15 protein-coding genes and 1 pseudogene are annotated in these 16,926 nt (G+C 67.6%); 4 read left to right on the top strand and 12 right to left on the bottom strand.

What is annotated here, in order from left to right; translation table 11 throughout:
- Positions 1-25 precede the first annotated feature (25 nt).
- Positions 26-1,792, top strand: coding sequence for an MFS transporter (locus KZX42_RS13165; RefSeq protein WP_248119921.1), 1,767 nt, complete (start codon positions 26-28; stop codon positions 1,790-1,792).
- A 4-nt stretch (positions 1,793-1,796) separates the two neighbouring features.
- Here the strand turns inward: KZX42_RS13165 and KZX42_RS13160 are convergent.
- Positions 1,797-2,198, bottom strand: a pseudogene (locus KZX42_RS13160) (YidB family protein); the annotation flags it as partial.
- A 99-nt stretch (positions 2,199-2,297) separates the two neighbouring features.
- Positions 2,298-2,435 (bottom strand): entericidin A/B family lipoprotein, encoded by a 138-nt coding sequence (locus KZX42_RS13155; protein WP_248119917.1) that lies wholly within the window; start codon positions 2,433-2,435, stop codon positions 2,298-2,300.
- 204 nt (positions 2,436-2,639) lie between these two features.
- Between KZX42_RS13155 and KZX42_RS13150 the strand changes: the two genes are divergently transcribed.
- From KZX42_RS13150 to rplS, 3 genes are read left to right on the top strand one after another with little or no spacing between them, the layout of a single operon-like run.
- Positions 2,640-4,475: a DUF885 domain-containing protein gene (locus KZX42_RS13150; RefSeq protein WP_248119915.1), complete on the top strand. Its 1,836-nt coding sequence runs from the start codon at positions 2,640-2,642 to the stop codon at positions 4,473-4,475.
- 44 nt (positions 4,476-4,519) lie between these two features.
- The gene (gene trmD / locus KZX42_RS13145; protein ID WP_248119913.1) at positions 4,520-5,245 is read left to right on the top strand and encodes a tRNA (guanosine(37)-N1)-methyltransferase TrmD; all 726 of its coding nucleotides are present in this window, start codon (positions 4,520-4,522) and stop codon (positions 5,243-5,245) included.
- Between the two features lies 1 nt (position 5,246).
- A complete protein-coding gene (gene rplS, locus KZX42_RS13140; RefSeq protein ID WP_248119911.1) occupies positions 5,247-5,672 on the top strand; it encodes a 50S ribosomal protein L19 in 426 nt (141 codons plus the stop codon).
- A 78-nt stretch (positions 5,673-5,750) separates the two neighbouring features.
- Here rplS and KZX42_RS13135 read toward each other — a convergent pair whose 3' ends face one another.
- From KZX42_RS13135 to KZX42_RS13090, 10 genes are all read right to left on the bottom strand, one after another.
- Complete coding sequence (locus KZX42_RS13135; protein WP_248119909.1) at positions 5,751-6,236, bottom strand: PA2169 family four-helix-bundle protein; 486 nt, start codon at positions 6,234-6,236, stop codon at positions 5,751-5,753.
- Between the two features lie 72 nt (positions 6,237-6,308).
- Complete coding sequence (locus tag KZX42_RS13130) at positions 6,309-7,106, bottom strand: tryptophan 2,3-dioxygenase (RefSeq protein ID WP_248119907.1); 798 nt, start codon at positions 7,104-7,106, stop codon at positions 6,309-6,311.
- 46 nt (positions 7,107-7,152) lie between these two features.
- The gene (locus KZX42_RS13125; RefSeq protein ID WP_248119904.1) at positions 7,153-7,683 is read right to left on the bottom strand and encodes a CHAP domain-containing protein; all 531 of its coding nucleotides are present in this window, start codon (positions 7,681-7,683) and stop codon (positions 7,153-7,155) included.
- 35 nt (positions 7,684-7,718) lie between these two features.
- Positions 7,719-8,861, bottom strand: a complete 1,143-nt coding sequence (locus KZX42_RS13120; protein WP_248119903.1) for an acyltransferase — start codon at positions 8,859-8,861, stop codon at positions 7,719-7,721.
- Positions 8,862-8,927: 66 nt separating this feature from the next.
- Positions 8,928-10,400 carry a carotenoid oxygenase family protein gene (locus KZX42_RS13115; protein ID WP_282438950.1) on the bottom strand — a complete coding sequence of 491 codons (1,473 nt, stop codon included), beginning with the start codon at positions 10,398-10,400 and terminating at the stop codon, positions 8,928-8,930.
- Positions 10,401-10,436: 36 nt separating this feature from the next.
- Entirely contained in the window at positions 10,437-10,862 is a 426-nt protein-coding gene (locus tag KZX42_RS13110) for a DUF2141 domain-containing protein (protein WP_248119894.1), read from the bottom strand.
- 154 nt (positions 10,863-11,016) lie between these two features.
- Positions 11,017-12,108, bottom strand: a complete 1,092-nt coding sequence (locus tag KZX42_RS13105) for a serine hydrolase (RefSeq protein ID WP_248119892.1) — start codon at positions 12,106-12,108, stop codon at positions 11,017-11,019.
- A gap of 81 nt (positions 12,109-12,189) precedes the next feature.
- Positions 12,190-12,999: an AraC family transcriptional regulator gene (locus KZX42_RS13100; RefSeq protein WP_248119890.1), complete on the bottom strand. Its 810-nt coding sequence runs from the start codon at positions 12,997-12,999 to the stop codon at positions 12,190-12,192.
- Between the two features lie 105 nt (positions 13,000-13,104).
- Positions 13,105-16,143 (bottom strand): translation initiation factor IF-2, encoded by a 3,039-nt coding sequence (gene infB, locus KZX42_RS13095; protein ID WP_248119888.1) that lies wholly within the window; start codon positions 16,141-16,143, stop codon positions 13,105-13,107.
- 106 nt (positions 16,144-16,249) lie between these two features.
- On the bottom strand, positions 16,250-16,909 hold the full coding sequence (locus KZX42_RS13090) for an RNA-binding protein (protein ID WP_248119886.1): 660 nt from the start codon (positions 16,907-16,909) through the stop codon (positions 16,250-16,252).
- Positions 16,910-16,926 lie beyond the last annotated feature (17 nt).

Below are 16,926 nucleotides of genomic sequence, written 5' to 3'. Positions count from 1 at the left end.
GTTCCGGCCGCTGCCGGAGCCGCCCATGACCGACCAGTCCACCCGCGCCGTGAACGGCAAGCCCGCCGGGCGTTTCGGCGGCCTGGCCGTCTACGGCGAACGTCGCGTCTTCATCATGCTGTTGCTGGGCTTTTCGGCGGGCCTGCCCAATCTGCTGATCTTCGACACCCTTTCGGCCTGGCTGCGTGAGAGCGGCCAGACGCTGGAGGTGATCGGCTTCTTCGCCCTGGCCACACTGTCCTATTCGCTGAAGTTCGTCTGGGCGCCGCTGATCGACCGGACGTCCGTGCCCGGACTGACGCGGCTGCTGGGCCACCGACGGGCCTGGATGCTGGTGACCCAGGCCGTGATCGTGTTCGGCCTGTGGTCGATCTCGACCCTGAACCCCGCCAACGCCCTGATCGCGGTGGCCGGCTTCGCCGCCCTGGTCGGCTTCTTCGGGGCGACGCAGGACATCGTCATCGACGCCTGGCGGATCGAGGCCGCCGACGACAGCCGACACGGCGCCATGGCCGCCGCCTATCAGATGGGCTACCGCGTCGCCATGATCGTGGCGGGCGCCGTGCCGCTGGTTCTGGCCGACCTCTATAACTGGAACCTGTCCTACGCCGTCATGGCCGCCCTGATGGGCTTCGGCATCGCCGGCGTCCTGTTCGCGCCGCGGGAAAAGGCCCATTCCATCCGCGCCATCCCGGTCGGCGGCGTGCCGTCCCGCCCGGGATTTGAAGTGATCGAATGGATCGTGCGTTTGGCCGTCATCGGCGTGGCGGCGACGGTGCTGGGATCGGGCCTGACCGGCCAGTCGGCCCCGCTGAACGCCCTGTTCGGCCTGTTCGGCCTGGGTGCGGACGGCAAGGCGGCCGTGGCGGCGGCCCTGTCAGCCAAGCCCGAGGGCGTCTATCTGCAGTTCGGCCTTGTGGTGTTGGGGCTGGCGGTCCTGGTCGTCGCCTGCTGGCCCGTTCCCGGCGTCAGAACGAGACCAGGCGCCTATCTAGCCGGGTCCTTCGGCGAGCCGCTCGTGGATTTCTACAGGCGGTTCTCCGGCGTCGCGACACTGATCCTGGCGCTGATCTGCGTCTATCGCCTGTCCGACTTCGTCCTGAACATCATGCCGCCCTTCTATATCGACCTGGGCTTTTCCAAGACCGAACTGGCCGAGGTGCGCAAGGTCTTCGGCGTGGTCATGACGACCCTGGGCGTTTTCCTCGGCGGTTGGTCGGTCGCCAAGCTGGGGCTGATCCGCACCATGGTCATCGGCGCCTTCATGAGCCCGGTGTCCAACCTGATCTTCGCCTGGCTGGCCACTCAGGGACACAGTCTGCCGGCGCTGACGGTCGCTATCGGCGTCGACAACGTGTCCGGCGGCTACGCGGGCACGGCTTTGATCGCCTATATGTCCAGCCTGACGTCGATCGGCTTCACCGCGACGCAATATGCGCTGTTCACCTCGCTGTACGCCCTGCCCGGCAAGCTGATCGCCTCCCAGTCGGGACGGATTGTGGAGGCGTCGGCGCGCGCGGCCGAAGGCGACGGTCCCTTCGCCGCGCTCAGAAGCCTGTTCGCCGATATGCCCCAGGGGGTGCTGGCCACGGGCGCCGCGACAAGCGGCGTCAGTCCGGCCGCGCTCGGCGCCGGCTATATCGCCTTCTTCCTCTATTCCTTCGTCATCGGCCTGTTCGGAATCGTCCTGGCCTTCGTCGTGGCCGGCAAACAGACGGCGCTGGAGGCGCGGCGCAAGACAGAGGCCGAAGCCGAAGATAAGGTCGCGACGACCGAGGGCCAGCCGTCCTGAAGCCTCAGCGCTTCAGGAAGCCGCCGATCATGTCGCCCAGGCCGCCCGGCAGTTTGGCCAGAAGGTCGTCGGCGCCGTCGATCTGACCGCCGGGGGTCAGGCGGTCGATGGCCTCGGGCAACAGGCCCGCCAGGGTCTCGCCGGCCTGCTGGGGCGAGACGCCCATCTTGGCGGCGATGTCGGCGATGGGGCCGTGGCCGATGACGGCGGTGATCTGTTCGGCGGTGACGCCGGCGTTCGCGCCCGAACCGACCCACGAGCCGATGACGTCGCCCAGGCCCGCCTGACCGAACTTCTCGGCCAGGCCGCCGACGCCGCCCTGGCTCTTCAACAGGTCGCCGAGGCCGCCCGCAGCGTCCTGGCCCAATCCGTTCACCACATTGTCGAGAAAGCCCATCGTTCGGTCTCCTGTCTGATGGCGTACCCTAACATCGTCATGCGACGGATACGAGAAAGGCCCGTCGGATCTCCGACGGGCCTTTCCAGATCGAGCGTTCGCCGAAGCTTAGCGCTTGGCGTCGTTGGCGCCCTGGGTCACGGCCGAACCGGCGGCCGAGACGTCGCGACCGGCGCCGGCGATGGTGTTGCAGGCCGAAACGGCCAGGGCGGCGGCGACGATGGACAGGGTGATGATCTTGCGCATTTGGGGAACCCCTTTGTTGGTATGGTCAAGCTCCGTCCAAACGCCGATCCGGGCTTCGGGTTGCATTCCTCGAAACGAGATATGCGCCGCCAGGATTTCAGGGCGCGCCCGCGCGGCGCAATGCCGCCACGCCTGAGGCGCCTGACGCTTGTGTCGGCCCGACGATGGCCCGAAGGTGCCCCCCTGTTTTTGGAGGGGTTGTTCATGCGTCGTCTTTTGATCTCGTCCGCCGCCATGATGGCGGTGCTGGCCGCCACGCCCGTCATGGCGCAAGCGCCGGCGACACCGCCCGCCGAACAGGCCCTCAGCGAGGACGCGCGGCTGAACGCCTTCTTCGAACAGGCCTTCCAGGCGCGGATCGCGCTGAGCCCGCAGCAGATGACGTCGCTGGGGATCAAGACAGACTACGACAAGCTGGACGATGTGTCGGACGCCGCCGCAGACCGCGCCCTGGCTCTGCAGGAAGCCCAGTTGGCGCAGATGAAGGCCCAGTTCGATCCGCAGAAGCTGGGGCCGCAGGCGCGGCTGTCCTGGCGAATGTTCGAATACGGCGTCGATCAGGCGCGGCTGTCGAACCAGTGGCGCGACTGGGGCTTTCAGTTCGCGGCCAACGGCAATCCGACCACCAGCCTGCCGGTCTTTCTGATCAACAACCACCGCGTCGCCAGCGTCGCGGACGCCGAAGCCTATGTCGCGCGCATCCGGGCCGCCGAGGTGCAGATGGATCAGGTCGCCGAGGAACTGCGTCAGCGCGCGGCGGCGGGCGTCGTCTCGCCCCGGTTCGTCTTCGCCCCGTCCATCGCCAACACCCGCAACGTCATCTCCGGCTCCCCGTTCGACGAAGGCGCCGACAATCCGGTCTGGGCCGACTTCAACAAGAAGGTCGCGGCGCTGGAGACGGATCAGGCGACGAAGGACCGGCTGCTGCCGGAAGGCCGCGCCGCCTTGACCGGCCCCTACAAGGCCGGGTTCGAGACCGTTCTGACAGCCCTGGCGGAGGTTCAGCCCCAGGCCGACAGCGACGCGGGCGTGTGGCGCCTGCCGCAGGGCGAAGACTATTACAACGCCCGGCTCAAGCTTTCGACCACCACCGACCTGACCGCCGACCAGATCCACCAGATCGGCCTGGCCGAGGTGGCCCGCGTCCAGGCCGAGATGGAGACGATCAAGACCCAGGTGGGCTTCACTGGCTCGCTGCAGGATTTCTTCGTCTTCCTGAAGACCGATCCGCGCTTCCAGTATCCGAACACGCCCGAAGGCAAGGAACAGTATCTGACCGACGCGCGCGGCTTCATCGCCCAGGTTATGGCGGCGGCGCCGCAATGGTTCTCGACCCTGCCCAAGGCGGCGCTGGAGGTGCGGGCGGTCGAGCCGTTCCGCGAGGCGACGGCATCGATCGCCTTCTACAACTCGCCCGCGCCGGACGGGTCGCGGCCGGGCATCTACTACGTCAATCTGTCGGACATGACCCAGGTGCTGAAGCCTCAGATCGAAGGCATCAGCTATCACGAAGGCGCGCCCGGCCACCATTTCCAGATCGCCTATGCCCAGGAGATCGAGGGGCTGCCGCGCTTCCGCCGGTTCGGCGGCTATGGCGCCTATGCCGAAGGCTGGGGCCTGTACGCCGAACGTTTGGGCAAGGAGATGGGCTTCTATCAGGACCCCTATTCCGACTTCGGCCGCCTCTCGACCGAGTTGTGGCGCGCGGTGCGGCTGGTGACGGACACCGGCCTGCACGCCAAGCGCTGGAGCCGGGAACAGGCGATGGACTATTTCCGCCAGAACTCCCTGCTGTCGGAACGCGACATCGAGAAGGAGGTCGAGCGCTACATCACCAACCCTGGTCAGGCGACCAGCTACAAGATCGGCGAGCTGAAGATCGAGGAACTGCGCGATCGGGCCAGGACGGCGCTGGGCGACCGTTTCGACATCAAGGACTTCCACGCGGTCGTGCTGGGCTCCGGCTCGGTTCCACTGGACGTGCTGGAGGATCAGGTCAACGCCTGGATCGCGGCGGGCGGCGGGGCGCCGACGACCTGACCCGGCTCGCCTTTCCGGTCACGGAGCGGTAAAGGGCGCGCGACATGCCCTTCACCGCAACCGTCCTGACCATGTTTCCCGACGCCTTTCCCGGCCCGCTCGGCGTGTCGCTGATCGGCACGGCCTGGCGCGAGAAGGGCTTGTGGAGCCTGGAAACGGTTGACATTCGCGCCTTTTCCACAGATACGCGCGGCTTCCTGGACGACACCCCTGCGGGTGGCGGGCCGGGTGCTGTGCTTAAGGCGGACGTTGTGGCTCGGGCGGTCGATAGCCTGCCGGGACCCAAACGGCCGCTTTTGTACATGAGCGCCAGGGGCAGGCCCCTGACCCAGGCGCGCGTCAAGGCATGGGCCAAGGCCGACGGGATCGTCGTGCTGTGCGGCCGTTTCGAGGGGGTGGATCAGCGGGTGCTCGACGCACGCGGGTTCGAGGAGGTCTCGGTCGGAGACGCGGTTCTCGCCGGCGGCGAGGCGGCGGCGATGGTCGCGATCGAGGCGTGCGTAAGACTGATCCCCGGCGTGCTCGGTTCAGGCGACAGCCTGTCGTCCGAAAGCTTCGAGGACGGGCTTCTGGAACACCCGCAGTACACGCGACCGCGGACGTTCGAGGGGCTTGAGATACCCGAGGTGCTGCTGTCGGGCGATCACAAGAAGATCGCGGGATGGCGCGAGGCGCAGCGGGAGACGACTACGCGGGAGCGGCGGCCGGACCTCTGGCAGGCGCATCTCGCCAACTCACAGCTAAAGGGCGCAAAGCCCGAGGAGAAATGAAATGAACATCGTTCAACAGCTGGACGCCGAAGAAAAAGCCCGCGTCCTGGGCGAACGCAAAATCCCGGAATTCCAGCCCGGCGACACCCTGCGCGTCAATGTGAAGATCAAGGAAGGCGAGCGCGAGCGCGTTCAGGCCTTCGAAGGCGTCTGCATCGCCCGCGACGGCGGCGGCATCAGCGAAACCTTCACGGTCCGCAAAATCTCGTTCGGCGAAGGCGTCGAGCGCCGCTTCCCCATCCTGTCGCCGAACATCGAGTCGATCGAAGTGAAGCGCCGCGGCGTCGTGCGTCGCGCCAAGCTCTATTATCTGCGCGATCGTCGCGGCAAGTCGGCGCGTATCGCCGAACGCCAGACGGTCCGCCCGGCCAAGGGCGCCGTGGTCCCGGAAACGGGTTCGGCCGACAAGGCCGGCGAAGAAGCCTAAGTCGCGGCTTCCGACCCAAGACGACAAAGGCCCCGGCGAACGCCGGGGCCTTTTTTCGTTTCACACTGATGTCAGGCGCTATTGCGGGAACAGGGGATTGTCGGCGTCCCGCTGACCCTGAAGACTGTGTTTCAGCGCCTCCATCTGGTCATGCTCGATCTTGACGGCGGCATAGGCGCGACGGACCGTTTCACGCGTGGTGGCGGAAATGCCGGTGTCCTCCAGCGCCTTTTCGTATTTGCCGGCGATGAAACCTTCGCCCGAGTTGATCGAGCCGACGACGGAATCGTCGTTACGCAGCAAGGCGTGCTTCACATCAAGAAAGGCGCGGTGCGCCTTGGCCAGGATGGAGCCGTGCGGTTCGGGATCGCCGCCCAGGCCGCGCACGGCGGCGGACAGGTCTTCGACCACCTGCTGGCGCTCGCCGGCCCGGCGCTCGAACAGGGTGCGATAGTGAGGATCCTGGGTCTGTTCGGCGGCCTCGCGATAGCCGTCTGCGCTGTCCAGGGTGGTGTCGATCAGGCCGTTCAGGACCTTGATGTCATGGGCGTTGGGATTGGTCATCTCGGTCTTCCTTCCGCTGTTGCGGTCGAACGGCGAAATGGCCGGGCGAGACGAAGGTTTCGCCCTGCGACATCAAAGTTTGGTGCGAAGGGACCACAGCTCCGGGAAACAGCGCTTGGTCAGGGTCGAGGCCAGATAGGCCGCGCCCTCGGTGCCGCCCGTGCCGCGACGCCGACCGATGATCCGCTCGACCGTGACGACGTGCTTGTGCCGCCAGGTCAAAAGGGCGTCGTCCAGATCGACCAGCTTCTCGGCCAGCTGATACAGCGCCCAGTAGGTTTCGGTGTCGCGATAGACCTCGAGCCAGGCCGCCTCGACGGCGTCCGATGGGTCATAGGGCCGGGTCACGTCGCGGTTCAGAACCTCGCTCGGCACCGGCAGCCCGGCCTTCGCCAGCTGGGCCAGGGCGTCGTCGTACAGGCTGGGGGCCGCGATGGCCGCCTCCAGCGCGGCAAGGGCCTCGGGCCGGTCGACGTGGAAATTCAGGAAGCTGGCGTCCTTCAAACCCAGCATGGCCTCCAGCCGACGGAACTGATCGCTCTGGAAGCCCGAGGAGGAGCCGAGCGATCCGCGGAACCGCAGATAGTCGGCGGGGGTCATGGTCGACAGGATATCCCAGCTCTGGGTCATCACCGCCTGGATGCGCGACACCCGCGCCAGACTCTTGTAGGCCGGCACCAGATCGCCGCCCCGCACCATGGACTGGGCCAGCGCCACCTCGTGCAGGATCTGCTTGAGCCACAGTTCCTTGGTCTGGTGGATGACGACGAACAGCATCTCGTCGTGCTGGTCCGACAGCGGATGCTGCGTCGAAAGCAGGTCGTCCAACGCCAGATAGCCGGCGTAGGTGATGTCGCTGGATTGGGTCATGCCCGCCTATCGCCCGCAGCGACGGACGGCGCAAGCCGGAGGGTTCTTAATGCTGGCTCTGGATCGAGACGTTGGCGGCCATCTGCCGGCCGGCGTCGAAGGCGTCGCGGGCGCCTTTGTAGATGAAGCCGTAGGTCGGATAGACCGTGGCGCCCAGATCATTGATCGGATTGTACCAGACCTTGACCTGCGACCAGTCGTTCGAGGGCGAGACGTCGACGACGGTGACGTTCTCCTCGACCTTGCCGCGGCTGCCGCCCCAGTTGGCGTGGGTCACGCGGACCACGCGGTCGGTCAGGATGTCGGAGACGACGGCGACGTGGCCCCGGCTCATGCGGCCCTCGGGGCGGAAGACCAGGACCGAGCCGGTCTCAGGCGCCTTGCCGGTGCGGAAGTTGGCGGTGGCTTGGCGCCACCAGGTCCAGGCGTCGCCGAAGATGTTGATGCCCGAGAACATGCGGGCGAAGGTTACGCACTGCCAATACGGCTCATCGGCCTTTGCGGTGGACGGGACGGCCCCCAGCGCGAAAAAACCGAGGGTCGCCGCAACCGCGGCGGCTTTGAGCCGTTTCGTCATGCCTAGGGTATCCCGACCCGTCTATGAGGCGCCCTTTAGGCCATGGGATCACGGCCCGTAGCAAGTTGTTTCGGCATATCGCCGTGCGGCAGTCTGTGGATTGCGCTGTGGGCTTTCTTTTCGGCCAATCCGCGCAAAGCCTTGCGCGCCGGGCGTTCGACCAGATGGTAGGATACCGCCGCAGCGACCGGCAGCAGCGCCACGACGCCCAACCACACGAAAATTTGAAACTGCTTGTCCGGCGCATCGAACAGCTTGGCGGCCAGCCCGACCGAAAGCAGCTTCCAAGGCACGCAGACCATATAGACTGAATAGCTGATCTCACCCAGATAGACGGCGGGCCTGGACGCCAGCCACCCGGCCCGTTCGTTCGGCAGAGAGGCCAGCGATAGGATCAAGGCGCCGGACAACAGCACGGTTACGCCGTCCCATAGACCCAGTGCCGCGCTGAGGATCATCAGACCGAAGGATACGGCCGAACACAGCCACGGCGCCTTCAGCGGGGCGCGACGATAGACCAGATACAGGGCGCAGCCGAGGGCGAAGCACGGCACGATCCGCAACGCGCCCCACTGGATGGTCGCCTCGGTCAGGGAAAAGCCCGCGACCTGGTGGAACCCGAAATACAAGATGACCATGAAGGCGGCGGCGCCCAGGGCCGCCGCGACCGGCCGCGCCCGCAGCCGCCAGAACACGAAGGCGAAGAGCGGGAAGCACAGATAGGCGAACCACTCCGCCGAGATGGACCAGGACGGATGGTTCCACCCCGCCACAGGCGCCAGTCCCCAGGCATGGAGCATCAGCAGGTTGGCCGGCAGAGCCGCCCAGTTCCGCACGTTCGGGTCCACGCCCATGCCCGCAGCCATGGCCACGGTCGCCAAAACACCCACCCCGATCAGGGTGAACAGGTGCAAGGGATAGACTCGCGCCACCCGCGCCCACAGGAAGCCCCGATAGGAAAACCGCTTCTCGCCCGCCGCCTGGAGATAGACGTGTGACAGGATGAAGCCGGACAGGACAAAGAACAGCTCCACCCCCAGATAGCCCTTGCCGACCAGGTTCGACGGGCCCGCCCCGGCCAGGTTTTCCCAGAAGGTGTAGATGGCCACCCAGATGGCGGCGCCGAACCGCAGGGCGGTGATCGGTCGGAGATCTGCGGGCGTCTGAACGGGGGTCATGGCGTCACCTTGGCACATCAGCCTTTTCGAACCGTGAAGGCGCGCAAGGGTTGTGCCGCGCCGCCTTCACCCGGCCCAGACGCCATGGAAGCCCGCCGGCAGGACCGCGTCCGCCTGCCAGGTCGCCACCGGCCCATCCTCGATTCGCGCTAAGTCGAAGACGTGCAGTTCGGTGCGGCCGTCGCGAAGATTGACCGACGGCCCGACCAGCCAGGCGTCACGTTCGGCGCTCGCCCCCGGCTTGGGCACGAAGACCGCCTCCTCAACCACCTGATCAAGGCCGAACTCGAAGGCGTGCGAGCGTCCGCTGTCCCAGTCATGGACAGCCAGGCCGGTCGGCAGGGGCCGGCCCCGCGTCTCGCCCGACGTATGGGCGGTAAGGCTGCGCCGCAAACCCGCGCGACGGGGATCGGCCTTGGGGAATTCGCCGACGACGGCGCTGTCGTTCATGTCGGCCCGACCGTCTGGATAAAGGGTGATCAGCGCCAGCTTGGCCGGATCTCCCGGCACGACGCCGCGCCCCTCGACCAGCACCCGCGCCCCGTCCACGGCGAAACGCGGATCGCGGCTGGCCGCCACGTCGAAGCGGATCGTTCCGTCCCGCTCGGCCCAGGCGTCGCCCAGATGGAAGTGGAAGAAGCCGGGCAGATCATAGATGCGGCGGCTGGACAGGTCGTCCTTGTCCAGCACCATCACCTGCGTCCCCATCTCGGGCCGCCACGCCAGCCCCGAGATCACCGGCATCGCGTGGGTTTCGAACACCCAAGGCTGAAGCACCAAGATGATGTGGCGATCGGTGGCGGTGAAGTCGTGCATATAGCTGGCGCGCGGCAAGGCGATGACCTGGGCGTCGTTCAGGCTGCGGTCTGGGTTCAGCCGCCAGATCACGGCCCGGTCGCCTGCCAGCCCCACGTTCCAGATCGAACCGTCCCGGCCATAGCGCGGATGGGCCTGGAACGGCATGCCCTTCAGATCGTCGCGCAAGGTGACGAACCCTTGCGTCGACAGGTCCGAGGCGCTCATGGCCAGGGGCGAGCCCGCCTCCCACAACGCCCAGATGCGGTCGCCGGCGACCATGACGGCGGTGTTGGCCGCATTGGCGTCGTCGTTGGAGCCGATGCGCGCGCGCGCATCGCCCCTGGTGCCGAAGCCGGGCGTGACCACGGAGTCAAGGTCGGTCTCGGTGCGACGCTTGGGCGTATCGGCGAACCGGGCCTCCAGCGTCGCCTGGCCGTCCTGGATGCGGAAGGCGCGCATCATGCCGTCACCGTCGAACCAATGGGTGGCCGAGCCGCCCGGCCGCCGGAATTTGGCGGGCCCATTGCGATAGAGGGCGCCCGCCAGGCCCGCCGGCGCGCGGCCGTGGATCAGGCGCATCGCCTGGCGCGGCAAGTCCGCGGCGACGTCGGCGGTGGCCACGGCCCAGTCGGCGCCGGCGGCGGCGTCGAGGGCGGCGGCGGCCCGAACAACCTCGGGCGTGGCCACGGCGGCGGACAGGGCGGCGGCGCCCATCAGGAAGGAACGGCGGGAGGGGGTCATGGTCGGCTTTCCGGCTTCGGCGATGTCTGCGGGCGCTTATTTGAGATCGATGGACTGGACGGCCTCATCGGTCAGGGCGAAGCGGGCGCGGTCCCAGCCGGCCGGCCCCATGTTGCCCACCGCATTGTTGGAGAAGGCGAAGGGCTCGGTCGGCATGCCGAAGGGATTGGTGTTCATCTTGCCGTCGCCGTTCAGGTCGTGAAAGGCGCGCACGGCGTAGTCGCCGTCGGGCAGGCTGTCGAAGGTGACACTGGTCTGACCAGCCGCCGCATCCACCATGGCCGCCTTGGCCGGCGCGCCTTGCCCGCCATAGCCGGCCGCGCTGTCATACAGGGCGACCATGATCTTTCCCTGATGGGCGGCGGCGGGAAACTGGATCGTCAGATCGGCGGCCGGGGCCGGCGAGGCGACGGCGGCGACCAGCAGGGCCAGGGTCGGGGTGATGGCGGCGAGGGTTTTCATATGCGGCGTCCTGATCGGGTGAGAACCGACGGCCGGCTCTCGATGACCAAACCCTGCCGACGCCCCCGCCGCGCCGCCACTTGACTTGCGGCGATGAACGCCCCGCCTTCGCCAACGACCGGCCCCGTCCACTGACGAAGCGCGAACGAACGCCCTATTTCATCGCCGCCAACACATGGTCGGTGATCAGCGTATCGGCCAGACCGTGCGGATTGCGGACGTTGAAGTTCTCGGTCGTCACAACCACCACCGCGTCCAGATCGGGAATGATCGCGACCTTGTTTCCACCCATGCCCGACATAGTCCAGGCGGGATGCGGCGCGCCCGCGACCGAATGGGTCGGCAACCAGATCAGATAGCCATAGTCGCCCTTTTGCGGATCGACGTTGGCGTGGGGCGTGGTCATGGCCCGGGTCCAGACCTCAGGCAGGACCTGACGACCTTCCCACCGCCCCTGGTTCAACAGAAGCTGGCCGAGGGTCAACAGATCGCGGCTGCGCAGTCCCAGGCCGCCACCGCCCTGAGCCAGGCCGGTCGGCGATATCTGCCAGCGCTCACCCTCGATCCCCAGGGGTCCGAACAGAGCGTCGCGGGCGAAATCCTGCAATGGCCTGCCGGTCGCCGACTGGACCACGGCGCCCAGGGTCGTCACCCCCGCGGTGCAGTAGGAGAAGGCCCGGCCATAGGGCTGGTTTTCGGGACGCGGGATCCAGTCGGGAAAGCCGCGCACCGGCAGGTCCATGGCGAACTTCACCCAATCCTCGATCAGATACATCCGCTCCTCGTTGCCGCGCGAGAATGAGTTGTCGTCGTCGCATTCCAGCAGTGAGCTCATGGTCAACAGGTCTTCGATGGTCATCGCCGCCTTGCGCGGATCGGGATTGTCGAACGGCCCGTGGTCCGCGACAAAGGGCAGGACGGGAGCGTCGATCCCGGCGATGTCGCCCCGCGCAATGGCGGCGCCGACCAGCATGGCGGTCACCGTCTTGGTCACGGATCGAGTGTTGCGCCGTCCTTCGCGTCCCGCCGCGTCGAAATAGACCTCGTGCACCAGACGTCCGTGGCGTGCGATCAGGATGCTGGTGATCTTCTGGAAGCTTCCGGCGCGGACGGCCGCATCCATCGTCGCCAGACCTTCGGCCGACACCTGCTGGGTTTCCGGTTGGGCGACGGGCCAGTTCGGTTCCGCAAGGGCGGGAGCAGCGGCGAACACGAACCCGAGGGTCGCGAGAAACAGGTTACGCATGACGATCCTTTAGGGAGTGAAGCGGCCCGCAATCTCATCTGACGATGGCGGTCGTCTTGAACAGATGAAACCGATTCCGCTCTAGGCGAACAACGCGCGATAGCGCGCTGGCGTCAGCCCGTAGATCATACCGAACTCGCGGGTCAGATGGCTCTGATCGGCATAACCTGCGCCCACGGCCAACTCGGCCAGGTTCCGGCCGCGCGCGATCTGCCCAGCCGCCCGATCTGCGCGCGCCCGGCGGATGGCCGCAGCGGGGGAGCAGCCGAAGTGACGGCGGTAGCGGCGCGCCAGGGAAACAGGATGGACCCCGACGATGCGGGCCACTGTCGCCACCTCCAGTCCAGGTCTGTCGGCCAGATCGTGCAGGACCTCGTGGGCGCGCCACAGCCATTCGGGCGCGGGATCCTCGGCCAGTTCGGCGGGCGACAGAACCGCGCTCGCCAGGTCCAGGGCCAGGCTCTCGATGACCACCGCATCCCCTGCCGCAAAGCGAGCTGCGACCCCGACCAGCCGCCGCGCCGCCCCCTGGGCGCCCGCACCGCGCAAACGCATAGGACGGCCCCGATGCGCCCCCTTCGGCGGATCGAAACTGACCGACAGGAACCGTCCGCCGGCCACGTCGAAGCAGTCGTTGTGTTCGACCCCGGCAGGGTTCCAGACCAGAGCCCCGGGATCGAAGGCGGCGTCCCCTGGCGTCAGCGGATCGTGGGCCAGGCTGCGATAGCCGCCGTCCAGCGCCAGGATGAAATGGGCGTCGTCATGGACGTGGCCCTCGACGGCCTCGGGCGGCCGACTGGCGATCCACAGCCCGACACGAAAGCCGCCGGACTCGATCGTGCGCGCGGCGGCGCCGAAGAAATCGCCCGACGGCAGATGTGGTCTGGCCATGAGCATCCCCCGAGCGACGACGCGCATCTTGCGCAGGATTCAGCAAAAGAAAAGGCCCGGAACCTGGGTTCCGGGCCTGCCTCTCTCGATGCCGCGAACCCGGACCTAGTCCAGGGTGCGCTTGATCTCTTCGACCGTGAAGCACTCGATGTAGTCGCCTTCCTTGATGTCCTGGAAGCCCTGGAACTGCATGCCGCACTCCTGGCCCGAGGGCACCTCGTTGACCTCGTCCTTGAAGCGTTTGAGCGTGTTGAGCACGCCCAGCTCCAGCACCACCACATCCTCGCGGATGATGCGGACGCGGGCGCCCTTGCGCACGACGCCTTCGGTGACGCGGCAACCGGCGATCTTGCCGATCTTGGAGATGTCGAACACCTGCAGGACGGCGGCGTTGCCCAGGAAGGTTTCCCGCTGCAGCGGCGCCAGCATACCCGACAGCACGCCCTTCATGTCGTCCAGAAGGTCGTAGATGATCGAATAGTAACGGATCTCCACGCCTTCGCGCTCGGCCAGGTCGCGCGCCTGTTTCGAGGCGCGGACGTTGAAGCCCAGGATCGGCGCACCGGCCGACTTGGCCAGGTTGACGTCGCTCTCGGTGATGCCGCCGGCGCCGGAATAGACGATGCGGGCGCGGACTTCGTCGTTGCCCATCTTCTCCAGCGAGGCCGCGATGGCTTCGCCCGAACCCTGGACGTCGGACTTGATGACGACCGGCAGTTCGCTGATCTTCTTGGAGCCCAGCTTGGCCATCATATCGACCAGCGAAACCGAGCCGCCCGAAACCTGAGCCTTCTCACGCTTCACGCGCTGACGATATTCGGTCAGTTCGCGGGCGCGGGCCTCGGAATCCACCACGGCGAAGACGTCGCCGGGAGACGGAGCCTCGTCCAGACCCAGGATCTCGACCGGGACCGAAGGACCGGCTTCGGTCAACTGCTCGTTGCGCTCGTTCAACAGGGCGCGAACCTTGCCCCACGAACCGCCGGCGACGACGATGTCGCCGCGCTTCAGCGTGCCGCGCTTGACCAGGACGGTGCCGACAGGGCCGCGACCCTTGTCCAGCTTGGCCTCGATGACCACGCCTTCGGCCGAACGATCGGCGTTGGCGCGCAGGTCCATGACCTCGGCCTGAACCAGGATGGCTTCGAGCAGGCCGTCGAGATTCATCCGCTCCTTGGCCGACACCTCGATGATCTGGGTGTCGCCGCCCAGGCTCTCGGCGATGACCTCGTACTGCAGCAGTTCGTTCACGACCTTCTGCGAGGTGGCGCCGGGCTTGTCCATCTTGTTTACGGCGACGATCAGCGGGGCTTCGGCGGCCTTGGCATGCTGAATGGCCTCGATGGTCTGGGGCATGACGCCGTCGTCGGCGGCGACCACAAGCACCACGATGTCAGTCACATTGGCGCCACGCGCCCGCATGGCCGAGAAGGCGGCGTGGCCAGGCGTGTCCAGGAAGGTGACCTTCTGGCCGTCTTCCAGACGCACCTGATAGGCGCCGATGTGCTGGGTGATGCCGCCGGCTTCGCCGCCCGCGACGTCGGTCGTGCGCAGGGCGTCCAGCAGCGAGGTCTTGCCGTGATCGACGTGGCCCATGATCGCCACGACGGGCGCGCGCGTCTCGGTGGCGCCCTCGTCGTCGGCCTCGGCCAGGAAGCCGGTTTCAACGTCGGATTCGGACACGCGCTTGACCGCCATGCCGAACTCCTCGGCCACCAGTTCGGCGGTGTCGGAATCGATCACGTCGTTGATCTTCATCATCATGCCCTGGCGCATCAGGAATTTGATGATGTCGACGCCGCGCACGGCCATCCGGTTGGACAGCTCCTGCACGGTGATGACGTCGGGAATGACCACTTCGCGCGGACGGTTCGGCGCGTCGGTCGATCCGCCCTTGCGCTTTTCCTTCTCGCGTTCACGGGCGCGGCGCACCGAGGCCAGCGAGCGCATCCGCTCGGCGGCGTCGCCGTCGCCGACCACCGACTGGATGGTCATGCGGCCTTCACGGCGCTTGGGCTCGCCGCGCGTGCGGCTGACAGCCTTGCCGGCGTCGGAGAAACGCTTGTCGCGATCGTCGTCGCGGCCGACCGGACGACCGAAGCCGGCGCCGGGCGCGCGGCTCGGACGGGCCACTTCCGGCGTCGCGGGCGGCGCGTTGGGCGCGGCGCGGCCGCCGGGGCCGGTGCGCGGGCCGCCTGGACGGGCGGCGCCGGGGGCGGGACGGGGGTTCAGGGCCGAATAGCGGACAGGCTCGGCCGGCTTGGCGCCCTGCGGACGTTGGCCGCCGGGCCGGGCGCCTTGCGGGCGATCGCCCTGGGGACGCTCGTTCGACTGCGGACGATCCGAATAGGACCGTTCGCCGCCGCCCATCGCCTGCTCACGGGCCGAGCGTCCGCCGAAGGCGGGGCGTTCGGCGGGGGCGCGTTGCGGATTGCCGGGCTTGGGCACACGCTGACCGAAGTTGACGGTCGGGCGCGCAGGGGCGGCCGGACGGGCCGGAGCGGCGGGCGCCGGGGTCGCGGCCGTCGTCGGCGCGGGCGCAGCCGGCGCCGGAGCCGGAGCCGGAGCAGCAGGCTTGGGGGCGGGCTTGGCGGGCTGAGGCGCGGCGGCGGCCAGTTTGGCGGCCTCGGCGCGGGCGGCCTCGGCGGCGGCCTTGGCGGCGGCGGCTTCGTCGCGCGCGGCCTGGGCGGCGCGTTCGGTGGCGGCGGCCTGCTCGCGCGCAGCGGCGTCAGCGGCGGCCTTGGCGGCGGCGTCGGCCGCAGCCTTGGCGGCGTTGGCCTGGGTGGCCAGGGCGATGGCGCGGCGGCGCGCTTCCTGCTCTTCGGCCGACAAAGCCCCTCCGGCGGGTTGCGACGGACGCTGACCCTGCGGACGCGGCGCCTGGGCGCTCTGTTGCGGACGCGCGACGTCGAAGCCCTGCGGCCGTTGCGGACCGCCGGCGCCGGCGCGACGCTTGGTCTCGACCACCACCGTCTTGGAGCGCCCGTGACTGAAGCTCTGTTTCACCGTGCCCGTCGAAACCGAGCCTGCGGCGCGCGGCTTCAGGCTCAGCGGGGCGCGCGGCCCCGACTGGGAGGGCGTGCCCCCCGCATTGCCTTGTCCCGCGCCTTGGCCCTGGTTGGTCTTGTCGTTTTCGTCGCTCATCCGGTCGCTTTACTAGGGGCGGAAAAGCCCGCCGTCGTCTCAATACCCATGAACGACCGTGAGCCCGTCTCCGCCCTTGGAGACAGGCCCTCGGCCGTCAAAATCCTCAGCTCGCCCCTATCGGGGTTGCTCCCGCCGATCCGTCCTCGCCACCGGGAATATCCCAGTGAGGGGGGCGAAGCGGCCGAAATCCGGCCAGTCGTTCGACCTCAATGGTCCACCGATCGGCCCTTCCGCCCGCAAGCAGGACGGCGTGTATCGCATTTTCCAGCCCAAGGGCCAAACTCAAATCGTCCGCCGTGAATGCGCCGCAGATCTTGCAGGTCTGATGGCGGGCCAATGCGAGGATTTTGCCACGCCCGTCAGCCGAACCGTCAGCGGCTTCCAGCACCCAGGCGGCCTTGCCCGAACGGATGCTGGCGGCGGACTTTTCAAAGCCGGATATAAGCACGCCTTCGCGCCGGGCAAGACCCAGCAGGTCGAGACAGCGCCTAACCAGCAGCCGTTCGACGATATCGGCCAGGTCGGCCGGGGCGGTCAGTTTTGTCTTGGCGGCGCGGGTGAAGCCGTTCTTCTTGACCGCCGCCTCGACGGAGGCGCGGCTGGCTTCGACCCACAGGCCGCGACCGGGCAGCTTCCTGCCCAGGTCGGGAACCACCTGGCCGTCAGGCCCGGCGACGAAACGGATCAGACGAGATTCATCCATGACCTGGTGCGAAACCAGGTCCCGGCGTTCCCTATCGATCGTCGCGTCGCGCAAGCTCATGTACGGCCAGGTCCTTC

The sequence above is a fragment of the Brevundimonas sp. EYE_349 genome, assembly GCF_023147505.1.
In the GTDB taxonomy this organism is placed as follows: Bacteria; Pseudomonadota; Alphaproteobacteria; order Caulobacterales; family Caulobacteraceae; genus Brevundimonas.
Note: the sequence above shows the minus strand (reverse complement) of the source record. Positions and strands in the feature narration are given on the sequence as shown.